Genomic DNA, 22,673 nt, shown 5'->3' with positions numbered 1-22,673 from the left:
ACTTTCCACCCGCCCAGGTGAAAGGTGCCAGGTACTTTCCACCCGCTAGCGTCCGGGCCATCGACCGCTACCTCGCCACCCTCGAGCACGAGGAGCTCTACGTCCGGCGGGGCCGGCGCTCGGGGCTGTTCTGCGTCGTCGCGGTCCACTCGACCGTCCGCGGGCCGTCGCTCGGCGGCTGCCGGATGTGGGCCTACGACGACGCCCGCGCGGGCGTGCGCGACGCGCTGCGCCTGAGCCGCGCCATGACCTTCAAGTCCGCGGTCGCCGGGCTGCCGCTGGGCGGCGGCAAGGGCGTCGTGATGCTGCCGCCCGACGGCCCGCTCGACGACGCTCGCCGCCGCGACGCGCTCCTGGACTTCGGCGACGCCGTCGCGCAGCTCGACGGCCGCTACGTCACCGCCGAGGACGTCGGGACCTCGGCCGAGGCGATGGAGGTCATCGCGCAGGTCACCTCGCACGTCAGCGGGCTGGCGGTGCAGCGCGGCGGCTCGGGCGACCCGAGCCCATTCACCGCGCTCGGCGTCCTCGCGGGCGTCGAGGCGACGCTCGAGCAGGCCCACGGCAGCGCCGACGTCGCGGGCCGCCGCATCGCGGTCGTCGGCCTCGGCCACGTCGGCCTGCGCCTCGCCGAGCTCCTGGCCGAGCGCGGGGCGCAGCTCGTCGTCGCCGACATCCGCGAGGAGCGCCGCACCGACGCCGAGCGCCTGGGCGCGACCTGGATGGCGCCGGAGGACGCCCTCACCGCGGAGGTCGACCTCCTCGCCCCCTGCGCCCTGGGCGGCGTGCTCGACCACGAGCTCGTCCCCCGCCTGCGCACCCGCGCGATCGCCGGCGCCGCGAACAACCAGCTCGCCGACGAGTCGATCGCCGACCTCCTCCACGCCCGCGGCGTCCTGTGGGCGCCGGACTTCGTCGTGAACGCCGGCGGCATCACGAACATCGCCGTCGAGCTGCGCCCCGAGGGCTACGACGCCGGGGTCGCGGTGGTCGAGGTCGGCCGGATCGGCGAGACGCTGCGCACGGTCTTCGCGTCGGCGGCGGGCGGGGACGTCACGCCGCTGACGGCGGCGATGGAGCTCGCGCGGCGGCGGCTGGTGGTCGGCCCCTAGGCCGGCGCGGCCACCTCCGCCTCGCGCTCGGCAACCGCCGGCGCCACGACCGGCTCCACCCGCACCGGCACCCCCGTCAGCCACGCCATCCCCGACAGCGGCTCGAGGTGCTCGGGCGCGCGGGAGGCGAGCTGGTTGACGTTGGGACCGCCCAGGCCGTTGGCGACGCGCCAGCCGCCCTTGTGGCCCCAGCCGTGCGGCACGGCCACGGCGCCCGGGGACATCTCGCCGGTGACCATGGCCTCGGTCTCCACCGCGCCCCACGGCGAGACGAGGCGGACCGGGCCGCCGTCGACGACGCCGGCCGCGGCGGCGTCGTCGGGGTTGATGCGCGCCGCGTGGCGGCGGCCGCCGCGGACGAGCAGCGGGCTGTTGTGCATCCACGAGTTGTGGGAGCGCAGCTCGCGGAGGTTGACCATCCGCAGGGGGAAGTCGTCGCCCGCGGCCTCGCCGAGCGCGAGGAGGCGATCGAGCTCGCCGCGGATCGGCGCCGGGTCGAGGTGGACGCGGCCGTCGGGGTGGTGCAGGCGGTCGCGCTGGACGCCGGTGGCGACGTGCTCGGCGACGACGCGCCCGTGCGGCTCGCGGCGCAGCGCCCGGACGCTGAGCCCGCGCGGGCGCAGGCCGAACAGGTCGCCCTCCGGGCCACGGCGCAGGATCGCGTCGATGAGGCGCTCGGGCGTGACGCGCCGGGCCAGCCAGCGCGGCAGCCGGCGGGCGGGGCCGGGGAGCGGGTTGACGCCGATCGCGTCGGCGAGGTCGCGCACGACCGTCCACTCGTCCCGGGCCTCGCCGCGCGGCTCGACGACCGGGTCGGTCCACTGCACGAACGGGGTCGTGCAGAGCCCGAGGAACGCGACGGGCAGGTCCTCGCGCTCGAGGAACGTCGTCGCCGGCAGCACGTAGTCGGCGTGGCGGTTGGTCTCGTTGACGTAGAGGTCGAGCGAGACCATGAGGTCGAGGTCGGCGAGCGCGCGCTCGAGCGCGGCGCCGTCAGGCACGCTGAGCACCGGGTTGCCGGCGCTGACGAACAGCGCCCGCAGCCGCCCCTCCCCCTCGGTCTGGACCTCGTCGGCCAGCAGCGAGGCGGGCATCGCACCGAGCACCTCGGGGAAGCCGCCGATGCGCGAGCGGCGCGTGCCGTAGGTGTCCAGCCCGACGCCGGCCAGCAGCTCGTCGGCCGCGATCGCCGGCTTGCCGACCACGAGCCCGCCCGGGGCGTCGAAGTTCCCGGTCACCGCGGTGAGCGCGTCGAGCAGGAACGCGGTGAGCGTCCCGAAGCGCCCGAGGCACGAGCCCGTGCGCCCGTAGGCCGCGGCGCCGTCGGCCGCCGCGAAGTCGCGGGCGAGCTGCCGGGCCACGCCGGCGGGGACGCCGGTCCGGGCCGCCGTCGACTCGGGCGTGAACGGCGCGACCGCGCCGCGCAGCCAGCCGCTGCCCGTGGTCTGGTCGTCGATCGCGGCCTCGTCGGCCAGGCCCTCCGCGAAGACGACCTGCAGCAGGGAGAGCAGCAGCAGCGCGTCGCTGTCGGGCCGCACCGGGAGGTGCTCGAAGGCCCGCGCCGTCTCGGAGCGCCGCGGGTCCACGACCACGACGCGCCCGCCGCGGTCGACGACGTCGCGCAGCTGCTCGCGGATGCGCGGCGCGGTGAGCACCGAGCCGTGCGAGACCAGCGGGTTGGCGCCGACGACGAGCAGGAAGCGCGTGCGCCGCAGGTCCGGGATCGGCAGCAGCCCCGGGGAGCCGTAGAGCAGCTCGGAGGCCACGAAGCGGTTGGCCACGTCCTGCGAGGAGGCGGTGTAGAAGTGCTGGGAGCCCAGCGCCTCCATGAAGCCCTTGACCCAGATCGGGTGCGAGTGCGAGAAGGCGCTCGGGTTGCCGGCGTACCAGCCGACCGCGCCGCCGCCGTGGGCGTCGCGCACGGCGCCCAGCCGCGAGGCGATGTCGGCCAGCGCGGTGTCCCAGGAGACCGGCTCGAAGTCGCCCGGCCCACCGACGCGGCGCAGCGGCGTGACGACCCGGTCGGGGTCGTTCTGGACGTCGAGCATCGCGACGCCCTTCGGGCATGCGTACCCGCGGCTCAGCGGGTGCTCGCGGTCTGGGCGCAGGCGCGTGACGCGCCCGTCCTGCACCGTGGCGACCATGCCGCAGTGCGCCTCGCAGATCCGGCAGAAGGTGACGCGGTCCTCAGGCACCCGCCGAGGCTACGCCCGGCGGCCACTGCACGCCAGTGGGCAGGGCACCGTCCTCGGCGAGCTTGTGGAGGTGCGACCCCAGGGTGACCGCCGCGGCGGGGCGCAACTGCGACGGGACGTCGTCCCACGCGGCGTCCAGCAGCGCGTCGACCGTCCGCGCGCCGGCGTCGAGCGCCGCCACGAGCTTGCGCTCGCGCTCGAGCCGGTGGGCGAGGTACTCGTCGATCTTCGCCGCGGGGTCGAAGACCGGCGGGCCGTGGCCCGGCAGCAGGATCCGCAGGTGCATCGCGCGCAGGCGGCGCAGCGCGTCGAGGTACGAGCGCAGCGCGCCGGGCTCGGGCGCCACGAACACCGACCCCCAGCCGAGCACCGCGTCGCCGGTGCAGCACGCTCCGCCGTCGGTGACGAACGCGAGGTGGTCGGGCGCATGGCCGGGGGTCGCCACGGCGGTGAACGGCCCGGCCTGCTCGCCGTCGGCAGGCCGCAGGTGCGGTGCTCCCGTCGCGCGCAGCACGTCCTCGAGGGCCTCGACGTGGTCGGCGTGGGCGTGCGTCGTCAGCACCCCGGCGCACCCCCCGCGCGCCTCGCAGGCCAGCACGATCGCGTCGAGGTGCTCGGGCAGCCGCGGGCCGGGGTCCACGACCCAGCAGGGGTCGCGCCCGACGACCCAGGTGTTCGTCCCGTCGAGGGTGAGCGGCGAGGGGTTGTCGGCGCGCAGGCGCGTGACCGCGGGCGGCAGGCCCGGCTCGCCGCCCACCGCGCTCACCCGCGCACCCGCCGGGCGACCTCGCGGGCGCGCTCGCGCAGCGGCCGTGCCGGGCCCTCGAGCGCGCGCGGCTCGGTCATGACCGCCATCCCCTGCTCGACCGGGAACCAGCGCCCCGCGAAGTCGCACGTCAGGCGGCGACCGTCGAAGGTGACCGGGGCCTTGGTGTCCGGGTCGGCGAGGAGGTCGGCGACGCGCTCGGCGATCGGCCGCGTCGTGTCGCGCCGGCGCCGCGAGGGCTCGTAGGCGCCGGGCTTGACCGCCAGCACGCGGACGGAGTGGAACCACGTGCGCGACTGGTCCTGGAGCAGGCGGTCGACCGGCAGCAGCGCGCCGAGGAGGCCGACGACCGCCTCGTGGACGGCCTGCACCGCCGCGGCCTCGGGTAGCGCCGGGTCGGCCGCGCCCATCTTCGACGAGTTGTGCAGGACGTTGAAGAGCCCGCTCGAGGCGTCCTCGTCGACGACGACCTCGCTGAAGCCCGCCTGGCGGCACGCACGCTCGAAGAACTGCGGCGTGAGCCGGACGTAGTCGTGCGGGTAGCCGTGGCGGTGGATCACGAACGGCATGACCACCACCATCACGCCGCCCGGCCTCAGGATCCGGAAGGACTCGCGGATGATCCGGTGCGGGTGCGCGACGTGCTCGAAGAGGCTGTTCGAGGCGACGCGGTCCACGGAGCTCTCGCGGAACGGCAGCGCCGTCACGTCGCCGACGACGTCCGGGCGGTACTCGCGGTCGAAGTCCAGGCGGATGAACTCGCTCAGGCCGTCGCCGGTGACCATCTCGTCGACCTTGGACTCGGGGAACGTCGTGAACGTCCCCAGCTCGAGGTGCACCGCGCCGACGTGCTCGGTCGGCCGGTAGGCCTCGGCGCGCGCGAGGTCCCACGCGGGGTCGGCATCCGGCCGCGACGGGTTCACGCCCCGCAGCAGCCACGTGTCGCGAATGGCGGCGACGTGCTCGTCGATCCGGGCGGTCAGCGCGTCGGCGCGGTCGGCGGGCAGCTGCTCGCGGACCATCTCGCGCACGACGGCGAGGAGGCGCTCGTGGCCGTCGGTGGGCATGCGCGGCGCATCGTCGCACGACGGTCCGCATGGCGATGTGCCCCTGTCGCGGCCACGGGGCCACGTGCGAGGATGGGCGCCGCCCCTTGGACCGCCCCAGCGCCCTCGACCTCGCCTTCCTCGACCTCGACGCCGACCGCGCGCCGATGCACGTCGGCTGGACGCTGCGGCTGGAGGGCGCCCCGCCGACGCTCAGCGCGCTGCGCCGCCACCTCGACGGCCGCCTCGACGCGGTGCCGCGCTTCCGCCGGCGCCTCGCGCGCCCGCCGCTCGGCCTGGGCGACCCGCACTGGGCCGACGACCCGGCGTTCGACGTCGCCCGCCACGTCCACCACGTCCGCGTCCCGGCGCCGGGCGGGACGGCCGAGCTGCGCGCCACCGCGTCGGTCCTGCTCTCGACCCCGCTGGACCTCGACGCGCCGCTGTGGCGCCTGCACCTGGTCGACGGGCTCGCCGACGGCTGGGCGGTCGTCGGGCAGGTCCACCACGCGCTGGTCGACGGCGTCGCGGCGGTCGAGCTGGCGCTGGCGCTCTTCGACGGGCTCGCGCCGCAGAGCACCGACGGCTGGGTGCCGGCGCGCCCGCCGGCGGTCGGACGCCAGGCGGCGGTGGCCGCGAGCCGCCGGGTGGCCGGGGCCGCCGGCCTGGCGCGCGGCGCCCTGCGGGCGGCGGCCGGCGGCCGGGCCTCCGAGGCGCTGCGCGAGGCGACCCGCGCCGCGGAGTCCGTCGTGCGCCCGGCGCCGCCGACCGCCCTGCGCGGCGGCCGGACGCGCCGCCGGGCGGTCGCGTGGGCGGCCACGCCGCTCGACGCCGTCCGCGAGGCGGGCCGGCGCCACGACGCGACGATCAACGACGTCCTGCTCGCGGCGACCACCATCGCCATGCGCGCCGCGCTCGAGCGCCGCGGCGAGCGGCCCGCCGCGATCAAGGCGCTTGTGCCCGTGGACGTGCGCGAGGGCGAGCACGTCGACGGCAACCGGATCTCCTTCGTCGCCGTCGACCTGCCGGTGCGCGAGGAGGACCCCGCCCGGGCGCTCGCCGCGCTGCGCCGGCGCACCGCCGCGGCCAAGCGCCGGGGCGACGCACGGCCGCTCGCGGCGCTCGCCGAGGCGGCCGAGCTGCTGCCCGCCGCGCCGCGACGCTCGCTGACCCGGGCGATCGCCAAGGCGGCGTCGTTCTCGCTGGTCGTCTCGAACGTCCCCGGCCCGCCCGAGCACCTGTCGCTCCTCGGCCGCCGGCTCGACGCGATCCTGCCGATGGTCCCGCTGCTCGACGGGCAGGCGCTGACGATCGGCGCGATCTCCTACGCCGGGCGGCTGCAGGTCGGCGTCGCCGCCGACGAGCTGGCCATGCCGGACGCCGTCGAGCTCGCGCGCGACCTCGAGCGGGCCTTCGACGCGCTGCGCGTCGCGCCGGCGCCCGCCCCGCCCCCGTGGCAGGCGCGGGCCCGCGTGCGGCGCGACCGTGGCAGCCGGCTTCAGCCGGCCGCCAGCCGCCAGACCGTCCCGCTCAGCGAGACGACGTAGACCCGGCCCTGGGCGTCCTCGCCGAAGGACGCGAGGCTCTCGACCTTCGGCAGGCCCGCGACCGGTCGGTCGTCCTGCGCGCCGCCGGCCGAGAGCCGGGCCGAGCGGATGACGCCCTGGCAGAAGTCGCCGTAGACGTAGCGGCCGGCGAGCGCGCGGAGCCCGGGGTCGCGGACGACGTAGCCGCCGGTGATGGAGCACCAGCCGTCGCCGTGGGCGTGCTCGATGACCGGCCCGACCGCGCCGGGCGCCGGCTCGTCGAAGTTGCGCCGCGAGCCCTCGAACGGGCGCCAGCCGAAGTTCGCCCCGCGGCCCAGGCCCTTGGTGACGAAGTCGACCTCCTCGACCGCGTTCTGGCCGACGTCGCCGATCGCGAGGTCGCCGGTCCGGCGGTCGAACGAGAAGCGCCACGGGTTGCGCAGGCCGTAGGCGTAGACCTCCGGCCGCGCCCCGGGGCGCCCGACGAACGGGTTGGACGGCGGGACGCGGAAGCGCCGGCCGCCGGACGCGCGCGGGTCGATGCGCAGGAGCTTGCCCAGCGGCGAGCCGAGGTCCTGGGCGTTGCCGCGCTCGCCGTGCTGGTCGTCCCCACCGCCGCCGTCGCCCGTGCCGACGTACAGCAGGCCGTCGGGGCCGAACTGGAGCTGGCCGCCGTTGTGGTTGGCCTCCGGGTCCGCATGCACGAAGACCGTCCGGCCGGCGCCGGGCCGGGCGCGGTCGGCCGTCGCCCGGCGGTGCTCGACGAGGGTCTGCCGCCCGTCCTTGCGGGTGTGGTAGACGTAGAAGCGTCCGCTCTTGGCGTAGTCGCGCGGGAAGGCGAGGCCGAGCAGCCCCTGCTCCCCGCCCGCCTGGACGCGCGAGCGCAGGTCCAGGAACGGCGTGCGCAGCTTGCGCCCGCCGCGGACCACGACGATCCGCCCGCCCTGCTCGACGACGAAGACGCGGCGGCGGTCGCCGGGCGCCGCCGTGACGTAGAGCGGGCTCGTGAACGAGCCGACGCGCGCGAGCCGCACGCCCGCGCCGCGCTGGGCGGTCTCGGCGGGCGCCTGGGCGGTCGTCGCCGCCGGCGCGGACGCCGTGGCGTCGTCGTCGTCGCCCCCGGCGCCGCAGGCCGCGAGGCCGGCGACGGCGAGGACGCCCAGCAGGAGCGTCCGGCGCATCGCGGGCAGCATGCCCGCCACGCCGTCTGCGACGCGTCAGGCCGGGTCGACGCCGAGCACCTCGAGCAGGTCGTGGACCTTGAAGGCGAGCGTGAGCCGGAAGCCGAGCTCCGGGTCGCTCGGGTGCGCGCCCAGGACGTGCTCGACCTTGGCCAGCCGGTACTTCAGCGTGCTCGACGCGATGTAGCAGCGCGCCGCGCACCGACCGTGGTGGCCGCCCACCTCGAGGAACGCGCGGGTCGTCTCCAGCAGCGGCGTGCGGTGCGCGCGGTCGTGCTCGATGAGCGGGACGAGCGGCTCGCGGGCGATGAGCGCGGCGTTGCGCACGTCGGCGGCGTCGAGCAGGAACCGCAGCGACCCGAACGCGTCGTAGTGCACGACCGCCCCCGGCGCCTCGGCGCTGCGGGCCAGGCGCAGGCAGGACGTCGCCGCGCGCGCCGAGGCGGCCAGGTCGACGTCGAGCGAGCCGACGCCGGCGTGCAGCTCCCCGACGACCGGCCGCGCGAGGTCGCGCAGCGCGTCGAGGACGTCGTCGGTGTGGCGCGCGAGCTCGTCGGGCAGGGCGACGAGGACCTCGGTGCCGCGGCGCATCGCCAGGGCCCGGCTGCCGTGGCCCAGGGCGCGCTTGGCCACCAGGCCCCGGGCGAGCTCGAGCAGGCGCGTCGGCCGGTCGCCCAGGGCGTTGACGAGCCCGAGCGCGATGACGCGGTGTGGCGCGGTCACGTCGACGTGCAGGTGCCGCGCGCGGCGCACGAGGGCCTCCGGGACCGGCTGGGGCGCCGCCAGCAGCTCCTCGAGCAGGTCGCCGCTGAGCTGCCAGCCGACCTCGACCGCCGCGCGCTGCTTGAGCAGCTCGAGGGCGAGCATCGTCGCGCCCTGCTCGAGCGCGCTCGTCGCGAGCGGCGAGAGCAGGCCCTCGCCGAGGACCGTGATCGACCCCAGCTGCGTCATGCCCGCCTGGATCGGGTGGACCGAGTCGACGGGGCGCGGGTCGGGTCCGAGGCCCGCGTCGACCCCGCGGCTGGCGACCCGCAGCGTCCGCGGCTCGCAGATGTCCTGCTCGACGAGCAGCGGGCGCCCGACGAGGTCGGCGAGCACCTCCGCCAGGCCCGTGAGGCCCTGCTCCTCGAGGCTGGCCTGCACGAGGCGCCGGTGCATGCCGAAGAGGCGCTCGAGCGCGTCGTTCTGCACCAGGAGCCGGTGGTGCAGCCGGCGGCTGGCGATCGCCATCGACGCCTGCGCCGCGAGCGCGCCGAGCAGCCACGTCTCCTCCTCCGTGACGACCGTCGCCCGGCGGTTGGCGACGTACAGCGTCCCCACGAGCTCGCCGTCGCGGTGCATCGGCGCGCAGACGATGGTCACCGCACCCTCGGCGAGCATCGTGTCGCGCACCGCCGGTCTCGTCGGGTGCTCGAAGGTCGCGTAGTCGTCGATGACGAGCGGCGCGCCACGCCGGATCGCCCGGCCGCCGACGCCCATCGCTGCCGGCAGGCTCACGTGCAGGAACGCGTCGCTGCGGAAGCCGCGCAGGTGCATCGGCCGCAGCACGCCCTCCTCGTCGGCGAGCGTCAGCCACGCCATGTCCGTGCGCAGCAGGCCCTGGGCCTGCTCGACGACCATCGCCAGGGCGCCTTCGACGTCGGCCGAGGCACCGTGCAGCCGGTCGCCGATCGCGATGAGCGCCTCGTAGGCGTGCAGCCGGCCCGCGACGCCGGCTTCGGGAGCGAGGACCAGGGACATGTGCCAGTCCTAGCCGCGCGCACCCGCGTGGAGGAAGCACGTGATGCGACACCCGAGGTGGCGAAAGCCGTGCGTCGACTTCGTCCATCTGGGCCGAGCCCGGCCCGCCGGGCCCGGCTTAGCGTCGCCGGCAGGACGTCATGCGGGTCATCGACTTCTTCGACAAGGGCGCGTCCAGCGCGCCGCACCGGCCGTTCCTCGTCACCGACGACGCGACGGTCACCTTCGCCGAGGCGCGCACCCGGTCGTGGGAGGTCGCGGCCGGCCTGCACGCCGCGGGCCTGCGCGCCGGCGACACCGTCGGGGTCCTGGCGCCCAACGAGGAGACCGGCTTCCTGGCGATGCTCGGTCTGTGGCGCGCGGGCGGCGTCTGGGCGCCGCTCAACCACCTCAACGCCCTGGCCGCGACGACGGACTTCATGAACGACGTCGGCTGTCGCTGGCTCTTCCTGCACCGCAGCTTCGCCGACCGCCTCGACGCCATCCGCGACGCGGTCCCCGGCCTCGAGCGGGTCATCGCCCTCGGCGGCGAGGTCGACGGCGCCGCGTCGCTCGAGGAGCTCGTCGAGCAGGGCCGCGGGACCACCGTCCCCGACCTCGGCGACCCGTTCGGCGCGGTCGGCGAGCGCTGCGTCCTGTGGCCCACCGGCGGGACGACCGGCCGCTCGAAGGCGGTCGTGTGGACCAACCAGGTGTGGGCGACGCTCAACGAGCTGACGACCCGCCACTGGCCGACGGTCCCGGAGCCGGTGAACCTCATGGTGGCGCCGGTCACCCACGCCGCCGGCGTGATGGGCGCGCTCATGGCGTCCGTCGGCGCGACCGTCGTCATCCGCCCCGGCTTCGACGCCGACGACGCCCTCGACCACGTCGAGCGCCACGGCGTCACGCACATGTTCGTGCCCCCCACGGCCTTCTACGCGATGCTCGACGCGCAGCGCCGCCGGCCCCGCGACCTCTCGAGCCTCGCGATGCTGCTCGTCGCCGCCGCGCCCGTCTCGCCGGACCGCCTGGGCCAGGGCGTCGCGGCGTTCGGCCCGTGCGTGGCCCAGTGCTGGGGCCAGGGCGAGGCGCCCTTCCTCCTGACCTACCTCTCCCCCGAGGAGGTCGCGGCCGCGGTCGCCGGCGATCGGCCGGCGCGGCTGGCCAGCTGCGGCCGACCCACCTTCGCCGTGCAGGTCGCCGCCATGGACGACGACCAGCAGCTCCTGGGCCCCGGCGGCCGCGGCGAGCTCGTCGTGCGCTCGCGCCTGGTCACCCCCGGCTACCTCGGCCTGCCCGAGGCGACCGCCGAGCTGCACGCGGGCGGCTGGCACCACACCGGCGACGTCGGCGAGCTCGACGAGGACGGCTACGTCTACATCGTCGACCGCAAGAAGGACATGGTCATCACCGGCGGCTTCAACGTGTTCCCCGCCGAGGTCGAGGCCGCGATCCTCGCCCTCCCCGAGGTCGCCGAGTGCGCCGTGATCGGCGTCCCGGACGACAAGTGGGGCGAGGCCGTCCTGGCCGTCGTCGTCCCCCGCGACCCCGACTGGGCCGACGCGGACGCCGTCATCGCCCACGCCAAGGCCGCCCTCGGGTCGGTCAAGGCCCCCAAGCGCGTGCAGTTCACCGACGCGCTCGCCCGGACCCCGGTCGGCAAGACCGACAAGAAGGCGCTGCGCGCCGAGCACTGGACCGGCCTCGCGCGGGCCGTCAACTGAGGAGGAGCCCAGCCGTGCCCACCACCACCGACCAGCGCGTCACGATCGACATCGACACCGGCGGGACGTTCACCGACGGCGTCGTCAACGCCGACGGGCAGACCTGGCCGATCAAGGTCCTGACCACGCCGCACGACCTCACCGTCGCGCTGCGCGAGCTCATCGACGAGGCCGCCGGCCGCGTCGGCGTGGAGCAGGAGGAGCTCCTGCGCCGCGTCGAGTCGATCCGCTACTCGACGACGCTCGGGACGAACACCGTCATCGAGCGCTCCGGGCCGCGCATCGGCGTCCTCGCCGGTCCGTCCGCCGCCCGCGCCGTCCGTGCCCTGCAGCCCGGCGACCTCGTCGCCGACGTCCTGGACCCGCTCGAGTGGCACGTCCGCGAGGTCACGCTCACCGGCGACGACGACGCCGACCGCGAGCCGGTGCTGCAGGCCGTCGAGGAGCTCCTGCAGCGCGGCGCCGAACGCCTCGTCGTGGTGCTGCCCGACGAGGGCGGCGCCGGCGAGGAGGCGGTGCGCCGCATCGTCCTCGGCGAGTACCCGCGCCACATCCTCGGCGCGCTGCCGGTCCTCTTCTCCTCCGAGCTCGACGCCGACACCGACGTCGGCCGCCGCGTCGCGACCGCGGTCCTCAACGCCTACCTGCACCCGCAGCTCGAGACGTTCCTCTACGAGGCCGAGTCGGTCCTGCGCGCCCGCGGCCTGCACAAGCCGCTCTTCGTCTTCTGCAACGACGGGACCACGAACCGCGTCGCCAAGGTCACCGCGCTCAAGACCCACAACTCGGGCCCGGCCGGCGGCGTCGAGGCGGCCCGGGCGCTGGCCCGCCACTACGGCTTCGCCCGCGTGGCGACGATCGACATCGGCGGCACGAGCACCGACGTGGCCTTCCTGGCCGACGCCGGCATCGAGGAGAGCCGCCGCGGCGCCGTCGACGGCACCGAGCTCTCGCTGCCCATGCGGCGCATCGACGCGCTGGGCGGCGGCGGCGGGACGATCGCGGAGGTGGCCGACGGCGTCCTGCAGCTCGGCCCGCGCAGCGCCGGCGCCGCGCCCGGACCCGCCTCCTTCGGCTTCGGCGGCACCGAGGCGACGGTCACCGACGCCAACCTCGTGCTCGGCGTCTTCGACCCCGGCCAGCGCTTCGCCGGCCGCGTGGCGCTCGACCCCGACCGGGCGCGGCGGGCCGTCGACGAGCACGTCGCCACGCCCTTGGGCCTGACGACGGAGGCCGCGGCGCACGCGATCCGCGAGGCGCTCGAGCGGCGCATCGGCGACCACCTGCGCGCCGGGTTCGACGAGCGCTCGTCCTCCGGCCAGGCGGTGCTGATCGCCTTCGGCGGCGGCGGCGCGGTCCACGCGGCGCGCATCGCCGAGCACGCCGGCATCGACCGCGTCCTGGTGCCCGGCCTGGCGAGCGTCTGCAGCGCCTTCGGCATCGGCTTCGCCGACGTCGAGCACCGCTACACGCGCCTCGTCGCCGCCGGCGACGAGGCCGGTCTCGAGCGGGCCGAGGAGGAGCTCGCCCGCCGCGCCCGCATCGACATGCGCGGCGAGGGCTTCTCGCTGGACGACGTCACCTTCACCGCGGCCCGCTCGACCGTCGAGGAGGGCACCGTCGAGGTGGCGCTCGTCGCCCGGGCGGCCCTGCCGCACATCGGGTTCCCCGAGCAGGAGCGCCCGACCGAGCCGCCGGCGCCCGCCAGCACCCGCGAGGTGTTCTGGGACGGCGAGCGGCCGACCCCGACCCCCGTCTTCGCCGCCGAGGCGGTGGAGGCCACGCGCGCGCGGATCGCGGGCCCGGCGATCGTCGCCGGGGACATCGTGACCGTCTGCGTGCCGCCCGGCTGGACGCTCGAGCGCGACCAGCACGACCAGTCGTTCCTCACCCGGGAGGCGTAGACCATGGCCACGATCGAACGCATCACCGAGACCCTCGACGTCGACCTCGACACCGAGACCTGGCGCTGCTCGCGCTGCGGGCGCGAGCACGGCTCCGCCCACGAGAACTACAAGCGCGGCCTGGTCGTCCACCGGCGCGACCCCGCCGAGGTCCACCGCCCCCTCGTCGATCCGGAGGCCTACGAGTACACGTTCGCCCCGGACGCCGCGTGGTGCCAGATGCTCGAGTGGTACTGCCCCGGCTGCGCGGTGATGGTCGAGGTCGAGTACCTCCCGCCGGGCCACCCCATCACCCACGACATCGAGCTCGACCTCGACTGGCTGCGGCGCCGTCGCGCCGCCGCCGCGACCACCGACCAGCACGAGGAGGCGCAGGCATGAGGCGCATCAGCGTGGACATCGGCGGCACCTTCACCGACTGCTTCCTCGTCTGGGACGACGAGCGCATCGAGGCCAAGGCGCTGACGACCCACCACAACCTGTCCGAGGGCTTCCTCGCCGCGCTCGCCGCCGGCGCGCAGGAGCTCGGCGAGGACGTCGAGACCGTCCTGGGCGGCGTCGAGTCCGTCCGCTACGCCACGACGCTCGGGACCAACGCGCTCATCCAGCGCTCGGGCCCGAAGCTCGGCCTCATCACGACGCTGGGCTACGAGGACACGATCACCCTCGGCCGCGGCCTGCAGTACGGCGACGGCCTCACCGACCTCGAGAAGTCCGACCTCCCCGGAGCCGACCGCCCGGAGCCGCTCATCGACCCCGAGCACATCGTCGGGATCCGCGAGCGCGTCGACCACGCCGGCAACGTCGTCGTCCCGGCCGACGTCGAGGACATCCGCTCCGCGGTCCAGCACCTCGTCGAGCAGGGCGTGCGCGGCTTCGTCGTCGTGCTCCTGCACTCGGTGATGAACCCGGTGCACGAGGACCTCGTCGAGCAGGTCGTGCTCGAGGAGTACCCGGGCTCGTACCTCGGCGCCTTCCCGATCGTCTGCTCGCACGACGTCTCGCTCAAGAAGGGCGAGTACGCGCGGTCGATGTCGGCGATCCTCGACGCCTACCTGCACCGTGAGATGCAGCACGGCCTGCGCTCGCTCGAGCGCGCGCTGCGCCAGCGCGGCTACACGCGACCGATGCAGATCGTCCACAACTCGGGCGGCATGTCGCAGCTCAACCGCACCCACGCGCTGCAGACGATCCACGCCGGCCCGGTCGCGGGCCTCAACGCCGCCGAGCAGGTCTCCGACGAGCTCCGCATCGACGAGCTCATCACCGTCGACATGGGCGGCACGTCGTTCGACATCGGCCTCGTCACCGGCGGCGGGATCCGCTTCTACGAGTTCGACCCGATCGTCGACCGCTGGCGGGTGCAGATCCCGATGGTGTCGATGGTCGCGCTCGGCGCCGGCGGAGGCTCGATCGCCCGCTACGACTCCACGCACGACAGCATCACCGTCGGGCCCGACAGCGCGGGCTCGGACCCGGGGCCGGTCTGCTTCGACATGGGCGGCCGCCAGCCCACGGTGACCGACGCGAACCTCGTGCTCGGCTACCTCGACCCCGACTACTACCACGGGGGCGAGCTGGCCCTGAACCGCCGGCGCGCCGAGCAGGCCTTCGCCAGCCGTCTGGGCAAGCCGCTGGGCATCGACGCCGTCGAGGCGGCCGCGTCCGTGCGGCGCATCGTCGACAACAACATGGCCCAGGGGATCTTCAAGGAGGTCGCCCTCAAGGGCTACGACCCGCGGCGCTTCACGATCCTCGCCTACGGCGGCAACGGGCCGACGCACGCGTGCGGCTTCGCCGAGGACCTCGGCGTCCAGCGCGTGCTGGTGCCCCGCAACTCCGCGATCTTCTCCGCGGTCGGGGCGGGGAACATGGACCAGCTCCACATCCACGAGCGGTCGGTCTACCTGTCGCTCTACGAGGCGCTCACGCAGAAGCTCTTCACGGACTACGAGGTCCTCAACGCGCACATCGACGAGCTGCGCGAGCGCGGCCGCAAGGACATCGTCCGCCAGGGCCATCCGCCCGAGAGCGTCGAGTTCCGCGTCGAGTTCGACATGCGCTACGGCGACCAGCTGCAGCTCACGTCGATGGTCGTCCCGTTCGACCGCTTCACCTCGGCGCGGCAGGTGCTCGAGATGATCAAGCGCTACCACGCCTCCTACGGCGAGCGCTTCGGCGAGGGCACGCAGACGCCGGAGACCGGCATCAAGGTCAACCAGATCCGCGTGGTGGCCTACGTGCCGCTCGAGAAGGTGACCTTCGCCACCGGCGGCGGCGAGGGCGCGGTCGCCAGCGGCGTCGCCCCGGCCGCCCCGCCCGCCGAGACCGCGGGCGCCGACGGGACCCGGCCGCAGGGCGCCACGGCGCTGGCCACCCGCCTGGAGGCCAAGGGCACGCGGGAGGCGTGGTTCGACGGCGCGATGGTCGAGACGCAGGTCTTCGACCACGCGGCGATCGGCCCGGACGACGTCGTCGAGGGCCCGGCGATCGTCGAGGCCCCGCACACGACCTTCGTCGTGAACCCGGGCTGGCAGCTGCGCCAGCTCGACAGCTACTTCATCGAGATGCGCCGCACGGCGTAGGAGGCACGACCATGGCCACTGACGACATCGTGATCGACGCCACCGAGGACGAGGCCGCCCTCGACGCCGAGGTCCAGGAGTTCCTCCACAAGACGGTCCTCTTCCGGGGTCCCGACCCGGAGATCATGCGCGACCACAAGCCGGCGCCGCGCAGCCCGCTGGAGGAGGCGGCGATGGCCGCCGATGTGGACGACCTCACCAAGACGATCATCCGCAACCGCCTGCAGACCTCGGCCAACGAGGCCAAGGACATGCTCATGCACATCGCCTCCGCGCCGTCGGCGAAGTGGGGCGACCTCATCGCGGGCATCTTCACCGCCCGCGGCGACCTCGCCGTCGCGTCCTCCAGCGGCGTCCTGATCTTCTCGGTCCTGGCCGGGCCGCCGATCAAGTACATCCTCAAGCACTGGCAGGACGAGGAGACGGTCGGGGTCCGCGACGGCGATGTGTTCATGCACAACGACGCGCGGTTCGGCAACGTCCACAACACCGACCAGAGCTGCCTCATGCCGGTCTTCCACGAGGGCGAGCTCATCGCCTGGGTGGGGACCATCATCCACGAGGGCGAGAACGGCTCGACCGAGCCGGGCGGCATGCCGTCGGCGGCCGAGAGCCCCTACGACGAGGGCCTGAAGATCAGCCCGGTCAAGATCGGGGAGGGCTTCAAGCTCCGCGAGGACCTGGTCACCTACTTCCAGAACTCGGTCCGCGACCCGAAGCTCCAGCTCGAGGACATGCGCTCGCGCCTGGCCGGCACGATGCGCCTGCGGACCCGCCTGCTCGAGGCCGTCGAGGAGTACGGCCGCGACGCCGTCGTCGCCGTCGTGCGCGGCACGCTCGAGTACACCGGCACCGAGGTCCGCCGGCGCCTCGCCGCGCTGCCCGACGGCAAGCGCCGGGTCGTGCGCTTCTGCGACAACACCCTGCGCGAGCCGATCCTGCTCAAGATCGACTGCACGGTCGAGGTCAAGGGCGACGAGCTCATCATCGACCTGCGCGGATCGGGGCCCGAGCTCATGAACCGGGCGATCAACACCGTCCTGGCGTCGTTGAAGGGGATGATCGCGCAGGTCTTCCTGACCTTCATCTGGCCCGACCTGCCACGCAACCAGGCGGCGTTCGAGCCGGTGACCGTCCTGACCGACCAGGGCTCGGCCTTCGACTGCTCGGCCGAGGTCCCCAACGCCGTCTCGATGATGACGTTCTTCCCGAGCTTCTCGGCGGTCGAGCACTGCCTGCAGAAGTTCCTGTTCAACGACAAGCACGCCGGTGGCGAGGCCAAGGCCACCGAGGTCCACGCGTCGTGGTGGCCGATGATCAACGGCTTCCTCTTCGGCGGCTACACCCAGCACGGCTACTTCGTCGGCAACGTCATGACCGACATCAACGGGATGGGCGGCGGCGCCCGCTCGGACCGCGACGGCGAGCACGCGCTCGCGCCCATCTTCTGCTCGATGTCCGACCTGGGCGAGAACGAGATGGTCGAGGACGAGCTCCCGGTCCTCTGCCTCTCCAACCGGCGGATCATGCGCGACAACCAGGGCTTCGGCCGGTTCCGCGGTGGCCACGGCCACCAGCAGGTGATGACCTACAAGGACTCGCCGCTGTGGGGCTGGATGACGATCGCCATCGGCTCGAAGTTCCCGCTCGCGCTCGGGCTGTTCGGCGGCTACGGCTCGCCCTGCCAGCCGCTGATGAAGGTCAAGGGCGTCAACGCCCTCGCGGCGATGGCCGCCGACGGCTCGCTGCGCGTCGACGACCCGGTCGCGCTGATGAACGAGCGGCCGTTCGAGGGCGCCGAGTACTCGACCGCCCACACCGGCATGCAGTTCGAGATCGCCGCCGAGGGCGAGCTCTACGCGATGAGCCAGGGCGGTGGCGGCGGCTACGGCGACGTGCTCGAGCGCGACCCGGCGGCGGTGGTGACCGACCTGCGCCGCGACCTCATCTCCGCCTGGACGGCGCGCCACGTCTACCACGTGGCCGTCGACCCGGAGACAGGGACGCACGACGCGGCGGAGACCGAGCGCCTGCGGGCCGCCGAGCGCGAGGCGCGGCTGGCCCGCGCCGTGCCGTTCGACGAGTTCGAGGCGTCGTGGACGACCGACCTGCCGCCCGAGGGCCTGCCGTTCTACGGCTCCTGGGGCGACCGGCGCACGATCCACGCCGGCGGCCGCGACATCACGATGCCGGCAGATGCGCTCATGCCGGTGATGATGGTCTGACGTCCGGTGGCCCTCGCCGACCTCCTCCCCCGCGGCGTCGTCTTCGCCCCCCGTCCGCGCGGCTTCGGCGCCAGGCTCCTGGGCCTGGACCCCGAGGCCGTGCGGACCTCCTCCGGCGACACGATCGTCGCCGCCCGGCAGGAGCGCGACCTCCTGCGCCCCGACCTCACCGTGCTCGCGGCCGACGGTCGCCTGCTGCCCGACGCGCTCGCCCCGGTGGCCGACCCCGAGGACTGGGGCGCGCTCGAGCTGCCCGAGGCCGAGCGCGTGCCCGCCTTCGGCGCGACGCTCGCCGCGGTGGCCGCCCTGGCCGGCGAGGGGCCGGTGGGGGTCGTGCTGACCGGTCCCGGCCGGCTCGCCGCGGACCTCGCGGCGGCCGGCGGCGGCGAGGTCGACGAGGAGCTCGTCGACGTGTGCGCGCTGGCGGTGTGCGACGCGGCCAAGGCCGTCGTGCAGGCTGGCGGCGAGGTGGTGCTGGAGGACGACCGCGCGCCGTCGCCGGACGCGCTCGTGCTGTGGTCCCCCCTGCTCAAGCTCCTGGCCCACCATCGACGCCCGGCGCTGGTGGTCCTCGACGACGGCGCGGGCGCCGAGGTCCTGCGCGACGTCCCGGGGGTCAGCGCCGTGGTCCACGGCGCCGCGGCGCCGGCATGGGGCGCGCCCTGGCCGGCCGACCACGGCCAGCCCGCCTTCTCCCCCCGCATCGACGCGTCGGCATCGCCCGAGCGCGTGCAGGAGCTCGTCCGCGCCACGGCGGGTGTGGCATGAGCGCGGTCGCCGTCGCCCACGGCACGTGGGTGCGCTGCCAGAGCTGCGGCGCGGGCTTCTACCCCGGCCAGCGGCGCTGCACGGCCTGCGGGAGCTGGGACGCGCTGCGCGAGGAGCCGCTGCCGGCCACCGGCACGCTGTTCACGTTCACCGTCATCCACGTGGCGACGGCGACGCCGCCGCTGCCCGTCCCCTACGCCCTGGGCTACGTGGACCTCGACGACGGGCCGCGGGTCCTCGCGCCGATCGCCACCGCCGCCGACCCCGAGACGACGCTCGCCGCCGGCACGCGCCTGGCGCTCGTCGTGCACCCGGCCGGCGACCCCGTCCCCTTCCACATGGAGGTCCTGGCGTGAGCGCCGCCCGTCGCACCGTCGCCGTGCGCGGTGTCGGGATGACCGCGTTCGGCCGCCAGCCCGGCGAGACCGACCGCTCCCTGGCCGAGGAGGCCGTCCACCTCGCCCTGCGCGACGCCGACCTCGACCCGGCGGCCGTCGACGCCGCGTGGCTCGGCAACGTCACCGGCGGCCAGCTCGGCGGGCAGATGTGCGCGCTGGGCCAGCTGGCGCTGCGCCCGTTCGGTCTCGGCGGGCTGCCCGTCACGCGCGTCGAGGCGGCGTGCGCGAGCGGGTCGGTGGCCGTGCGCTCGGCCTACCTGGCGGTCGCTTCGGGCGAGGCGGACGTCGCGCTGGCCTTCGGCGCCGAGCACATGACCCGCGCACCCACGAAGAACACCATCGGCGTCCTCGCCGGTGCCAGCGACCTGGAGGCCGAAGCCCGCTTCGGGGTCACGTTCCCCGGGGTCTTCGGGATGATCGCCCGCCGCCACATGGACGTGCACGGCACGACGCCGGCGCAGCTCGCGGCGGTCACGGTGAAGAACCGGGCCAACGGCGCGCGCAACCCCGTCGCGCAGTTCGACGAGCCGGTGACGGTCGAGGACGTCCTCGCCGCGCGGCGGGTGGCGACACCGCTCGGGCTCCTGGACTGCTGCGCGATCTCCGACGGCGCCGCCGCGGTGCTCGTCGTGGCCGAGCACCTCGCCCGCCCGGGCGACCCGCGGATCGTCGCCTCCGCGCAGACCTCCAGCGCCTTCGAGCCGTTCGGCGAGATGACCGGCTTCGCCCTGACGCGCGAGGCGGCGCGCCAGGCCTACGCGCAGGCGGGCATCAGCGCCGACGACGTCGACCTCGCCGAGGTCCACGACTGCTTCTCGATCGCCGAGGTGCTGCACACGGAGGACCTCGGGTTCTGCGGCGAGGGCGAGGGCGGCCCGTTCGTGGAGTCCGGCGCGACGGCGATCGGCGGCACCGTGGCGGTCAACCCGTCGGGCGGGCTCGGTGCCCGCGGCCACCCGATCGGCGCGACGGGCTGCGCCCAGGTCGGCGAGGCCGTGCTGCAGCTGCGCGGTGACGCCGGCGCGCGCCAGGTCGACGGCGCCCGCATCGCCCTCACGCACACGCTCGGCGCCTTCGTCCACGGGGCCGCCGCGTCGTGCGCGGTCCACGTCCTCGCCGCCTAGGCGACCCCACCACAGGAGGAGACCATGCAGGACCTCGCGGGCCGACGTGCCCTCATCACCGGCGGCGCCCGCGGCATCGGGCGTGCCGTCGCCGAGCTCTTCGTGCAGCGCGGCGCCACCGTCATGCTGGCCGACGTCAACGCCAAGGAGGTCGCCGCGACCGCCGACGCGCTGGGCGACGCCGCGCACGCCACCGTCTGCGACGTCACCGACACCGACCAGGTGGCGGCCGCGGTGGCCACGACCGTCCGGGAGCTCGGCGGCCTCGACGTCCTGGTCAACAACGCCGGGGTCGAGATCGTCAAGCCGCTGCTCGAGATGACCGAGGAGGAGTTCCGCCAGATCAACGAGGTCAACGTCACGGGCGTCTTCCTCGGGATGAAGCACGCGCTGCCGGCGTTGGCCGAGACGCGCGGGACGATCGTCAACCTCGCCTCGGTCGCCGGCCTCAACGGCTGCCCGCTGCTGGGGGCCTACTGCGGCACGAAGGCGGCCGTCCTCCAGCTCACCCGCACGGCCGCGGTCGAGCTGCGCGACGCGGGCGTGCGGGTCAACGCGGTCTGCCCCGGCTTCGTCGACACGGCGATGGTGGACCGCGCCGCCGTGGCGATCGAGGCGGCGCTCGACGCCTCCTTCCCGGACCTGGTGGCGGCCAAGCAGGGCCGCCTGGGCACCGTCGCCGAGGTGGCCGAGACCGTCGCCTACCTCGCGTCGGACCGCGCCGCCTGGACCACCGGCTCGAGCTACGTCCTCGACGGCGGCCTCTCGGCCAGCCTGCTGTGAGCTCCCGGGCCGAGCACGTCCCCGCCGTGCCGGAGGGCCGCGAGGCCGATCCCGCCGAGGCCAGGCGGGTGGCCGAGACGCTGGCGGAGTTCGTGCTGCAGGCCGCCCGCGACGAGGAGCTGGGGGCGCGGGTCCGCCGCGCCGCCACCTCCCTGCACGTCCACGTCGGCGACGACGCCGGCGTCACCGTGCGCCTGGACCGCACGCCGGTCGAGGCCGTCGCGCGGATCGAGGGCGTGGCCGAGGTGGAGCTGTGGCTCGCGCCTGACGTCCTGCTGAGCTGCGCCCGCGGGGAGCGGCCGCTGCAGATGGCGATCATGGACGGCGACGTCACCTTCCGCGGGCCGGTGCGCAAGCTCCTGATGGTCGTGCCGGTGCTGCGGACCTTCGACACGTCGGTCTGGGCGCGGCGGCACGAGTAGGGTCTGCGCCATGGGCGCCGCCGCCCGCCAGCTCGCGGACAGCATCGACGCCCGCGAGATGTCCCAGCGCGTGTTCGACCGCATCGTGCGGGAGGTCTTCCCCTCACGCGCCCAGGACGAGGAGTTCCTCGCCGCGCTCGACGACAGCGTCCACGACAACGTGCAGGCGGTCCTCGGCGTCATCGCCGGGCGCCTGCGCATCAGCAGCGCCGAGCCCCTCGGGGCGATCGCCCTCATGGACGTCCTCACGCGTCTCGGCGAGCCGACGAGCGCCGTCGAGCGCGGCTACCGCATCGGCCAGTGGGAGATCTGGGAGCAGTGGGTCGTGGCTGCCACCCGCGTGGCCGACGGCGACGACGCGCTGCTGGTCGAGCTGCTCGTCGAGCCGGTGCGGACGCTCTTCGACTACATCGACTCGATCCTCATGACGGTGCTCGAGCGCTACGAGGAGCACCGTCGCGAGCTGGACCGCGAGCGCACCCACCAGCGGATGCTCATGCTCCGCCAGGTGCTCGACGGCAGCCACGAGCCGCCCGCCGCCGCGGTCACCGCGACCCTGCACTACGACTGCCTGCTGACCCACCGCGCGGTCGTCCTCGCCGCGGCCGACCGCAGCACCGCCGAGCGTGCCCTCGAGCGCCTGCGCGTCGCGCTGGACGCGAGCGGTGCGCTGCTCTACCAGGAGAGCGTCGGCGGCTGGGCGCTGTGGCTGGGCCGGACGGCGGCGGCGAGCCCCCGCCGGCTGCGGGCGCTGCGCCACGAGCTGGCCGGCCTGGGCCTCCAGGCCGGGGTGAGCGAGCCGGCCGCGGGCATCGCGGGCCTGCGCGAGACGCTGCACCAGGCGCGTCAGGCGCTGCGCATCGGCCAGGCGCTGGAGGCGACGACCACCTGGTTCGCCGACGTGCAGCTCGAGGCGCTGCTGCTCGACGAGGACGCCCGGGCCACGGGCTTCGTGCGGTCCGTGCTCGGGCCGCTGGCGGGCGACGACGAGCGCAGCGCCCGCCTGCGCGAGACGATCGCGGCCTGGCTCGAGACGGGCAGCCACGTCAGCGCCGCGGCGGCGCTGGGCATCCACGAGCACACGGTGCGCAACCGCCTGCGCCAGGTCGAGGAGCTGCTCGACGCGCAGCTGCTGCAGCGGCGCACGGAGCTGGCCGTCGCCCTGCGCCTGCAGCGGGTGCTCGGCTGACGG

At 75.2% G+C, this 22,673-nt stretch carries 18 protein-coding genes; 13 read left to right on the top strand and 5 right to left on the bottom strand.

The genetic code is table 11. The features are described from left to right. Positions 1-17: 17 nt before the first annotated feature. Entirely contained in the window at positions 18-1,112 is a 1,095-nt protein-coding gene (locus tag JUB12_RS19635; protein WP_205697134.1) for a Glu/Leu/Phe/Val dehydrogenase, read from the top strand. On the opposite strand, the gene JUB12_RS19630 is transcribed toward JUB12_RS19635, so the two are convergent. The 3 genes from JUB12_RS19630 to JUB12_RS19620 are packed head-to-tail and all read right to left on the bottom strand — an operon-like array spanning position 1,109 to position 5,140. Then, positions 1,109-3,307, bottom strand: a complete 2,199-nt coding sequence (locus tag JUB12_RS19630) for a molybdopterin-dependent oxidoreductase (protein ID WP_205697133.1) — start codon at positions 3,305-3,307, stop codon at positions 1,109-1,111. The two genes, JUB12_RS19635 and JUB12_RS19630, sit on opposite strands and share 4 nt — an antisense overlap. Then, entirely contained in the window at positions 3,300-4,073 is a 774-nt protein-coding gene (locus JUB12_RS19625) for an MBL fold metallo-hydrolase (RefSeq protein ID WP_241004325.1), read from the bottom strand. Before JUB12_RS19625 ends, JUB12_RS19630 begins: the two co-directional genes overlap by 8 nt. Beyond that, on the bottom strand, positions 4,070-5,140 hold the full coding sequence (locus tag JUB12_RS19620; RefSeq protein WP_205697132.1) for a methyltransferase domain-containing protein: 1,071 nt from the start codon (positions 5,138-5,140) through the stop codon (positions 4,070-4,072). Before JUB12_RS19620 ends, JUB12_RS19625 begins: the two co-directional genes overlap by 4 nt. 86 nt (positions 5,141-5,226) lie before the next feature. Here JUB12_RS19620 and JUB12_RS19615 point away from each other — a divergent pair, with 86 nt between their 5' ends. Next, on the top strand, positions 5,227-6,666 hold the full coding sequence (locus tag JUB12_RS19615; protein WP_205697131.1) for a wax ester/triacylglycerol synthase family O-acyltransferase: 1,440 nt from the start codon (positions 5,227-5,229) through the stop codon (positions 6,664-6,666). Here the strand turns inward: JUB12_RS19615 and JUB12_RS19610 are convergent. Both JUB12_RS19610 and JUB12_RS19605 read right to left on the bottom strand, forming a co-directional pair. Next, complete coding sequence (locus tag JUB12_RS19610) at positions 6,618-7,826, bottom strand: sorbosone dehydrogenase family protein (RefSeq protein WP_205697130.1); 1,209 nt, start codon at positions 7,824-7,826, stop codon at positions 6,618-6,620. The two genes, JUB12_RS19615 and JUB12_RS19610, sit on opposite strands and share 49 nt — an antisense overlap. A gap of 36 nt (positions 7,827-7,862) precedes the next feature. Further along, positions 7,863-9,566 (bottom strand): GAF domain-containing protein, encoded by a 1,704-nt coding sequence (locus tag JUB12_RS19605; protein WP_205697129.1) that lies wholly within the window; start codon positions 9,564-9,566, stop codon positions 7,863-7,865. Positions 9,567-9,706: 140 nt separating this feature from the next. Here JUB12_RS19605 and JUB12_RS19600 point away from each other — a divergent pair, with 140 nt between their 5' ends. Genes JUB12_RS19600 through JUB12_RS19550 form a run of 11 tightly spaced genes read left to right on the top strand, consistent with a single transcriptional unit; the run spans position 9,707 to position 22,670 of the window. Then, a complete protein-coding gene (locus JUB12_RS19600) occupies positions 9,707-11,272 on the top strand; it encodes an AMP-binding protein (protein WP_205697128.1) in 1,566 nt (521 codons plus the stop codon). Between the two features lie 14 nt (positions 11,273-11,286). Beyond that, positions 11,287-13,176, top strand: a complete 1,890-nt coding sequence (locus JUB12_RS19595) for a hydantoinase/oxoprolinase family protein (protein ID WP_205697127.1) — start codon at positions 11,287-11,289, stop codon at positions 13,174-13,176. A gap of 3 nt (positions 13,177-13,179) precedes the next feature. Beyond that, the gene (locus JUB12_RS19590) at positions 13,180-13,557 is read left to right on the top strand and encodes an acetone carboxylase subunit gamma (protein ID WP_205697126.1); all 378 of its coding nucleotides are present in this window, start codon (positions 13,180-13,182) and stop codon (positions 13,555-13,557) included. Next, positions 13,554-15,761: a hydantoinase/oxoprolinase family protein gene (locus JUB12_RS19585; protein WP_205697125.1), complete on the top strand. Its 2,208-nt coding sequence runs from the start codon at positions 13,554-13,556 to the stop codon at positions 15,759-15,761. The genes JUB12_RS19590 and JUB12_RS19585 overlap by 4 nt, the downstream gene beginning before the upstream one ends. 11 nt (positions 15,762-15,772) lie before the next feature. After that, positions 15,773-17,986, top strand: a complete 2,214-nt coding sequence (locus tag JUB12_RS19580) for a hydantoinase B/oxoprolinase family protein (protein WP_205697124.1) — start codon at positions 15,773-15,775, stop codon at positions 17,984-17,986. A 6-nt stretch (positions 17,987-17,992) separates the two neighbouring features. Beyond that, a complete protein-coding gene (locus tag JUB12_RS19575; RefSeq protein ID WP_205697123.1) occupies positions 17,993-18,754 on the top strand; it encodes a hypothetical protein in 762 nt (253 codons plus the stop codon). Then, positions 18,751-19,110, top strand: a complete 360-nt coding sequence (locus JUB12_RS19570; RefSeq protein ID WP_205697122.1) for a Zn-ribbon domain-containing OB-fold protein — start codon at positions 18,751-18,753, stop codon at positions 19,108-19,110. Before JUB12_RS19575 ends, JUB12_RS19570 begins: the two co-directional genes overlap by 4 nt. Beyond that, positions 19,107-20,276 carry a beta-ketoacyl synthase N-terminal-like domain-containing protein gene (locus JUB12_RS19565; RefSeq protein WP_205697121.1) on the top strand — a complete coding sequence of 390 codons (1,170 nt, stop codon included), beginning with the start codon at positions 19,107-19,109 and terminating at the stop codon, positions 20,274-20,276. Before JUB12_RS19570 ends, JUB12_RS19565 begins: the two co-directional genes overlap by 4 nt. A 24-nt stretch (positions 20,277-20,300) precedes the next feature. Beyond that, complete coding sequence (locus tag JUB12_RS19560; RefSeq protein WP_205697120.1) at positions 20,301-21,059, top strand: SDR family NAD(P)-dependent oxidoreductase; 759 nt, start codon at positions 20,301-20,303, stop codon at positions 21,057-21,059. After that, on the top strand, positions 21,056-21,481 hold the full coding sequence (locus tag JUB12_RS19555) for an SCP2 sterol-binding domain-containing protein (RefSeq protein WP_205697119.1): 426 nt from the start codon (positions 21,056-21,058) through the stop codon (positions 21,479-21,481). Before JUB12_RS19560 ends, JUB12_RS19555 begins: the two co-directional genes overlap by 4 nt. 10 nt (positions 21,482-21,491) lie before the next feature. Then, complete coding sequence (locus JUB12_RS19550) at positions 21,492-22,670, top strand: CdaR family transcriptional regulator (protein WP_205697118.1); 1,179 nt, start codon at positions 21,492-21,494, stop codon at positions 22,668-22,670. The last annotated feature ends 3 nt before the right edge of the window (positions 22,671-22,673 follow it).

Source organism: Conexibacter sp. SYSU D00693 (assembly GCF_017084525.1).
Classification (GTDB): Bacteria; Actinomycetota; Thermoleophilia; order Solirubrobacterales; family Solirubrobacteraceae; genus Baekduia.
Note: the sequence above shows the minus strand (reverse complement) of the source record. Positions and strands in the feature narration are given on the sequence as shown.

Coding starts and splice junctions, on each gene's coding strand:
- JUB12_RS19620 (WP_205697132.1), bottom strand. CDS start 5,140: ATGCCCACCGACGGCCACGAGCGCCTCCTCGCCGTCGTGCGCGAGATG.
- JUB12_RS19610 (WP_205697130.1), bottom strand. CDS start 7,826: ATGCGCCGGACGCTCCTGCTGGGCGTCCTCGCCGTCGCCGGCCTCGCG.
- JUB12_RS19605 (WP_205697129.1), bottom strand. CDS start 9,566: ATGTCCCTGGTCCTCGCTCCCGAAGCCGGCGTCGCGGGCCGGCTGCAC.
- JUB12_RS19600 (WP_205697128.1), top strand. CDS start 9,707: ATGCGGGTCATCGACTTCTTCGACAAGGGCGCGTCCAGCGCGCCGCAC.
- JUB12_RS19590 (WP_205697126.1), top strand. CDS start 13,180: ATGGCCACGATCGAACGCATCACCGAGACCCTCGACGTCGACCTCGAC.
- JUB12_RS19585 (WP_205697125.1), top strand. CDS start 13,554: ATGAGGCGCATCAGCGTGGACATCGGCGGCACCTTCACCGACTGCTTC.
- JUB12_RS19580 (WP_205697124.1), top strand. CDS start 15,773: ATGGCCACTGACGACATCGTGATCGACGCCACCGAGGACGAGGCCGCC.
- JUB12_RS19570 (WP_205697122.1), top strand. CDS start 18,751: ATGAGCGCGGTCGCCGTCGCCCACGGCACGTGGGTGCGCTGCCAGAGC.
- JUB12_RS19560 (WP_205697120.1), top strand. CDS start 20,301: ATGCAGGACCTCGCGGGCCGACGTGCCCTCATCACCGGCGGCGCCCGC.
- JUB12_RS19550 (WP_205697118.1), top strand. CDS start 21,492: ATGGGCGCCGCCGCCCGCCAGCTCGCGGACAGCATCGACGCCCGCGAG.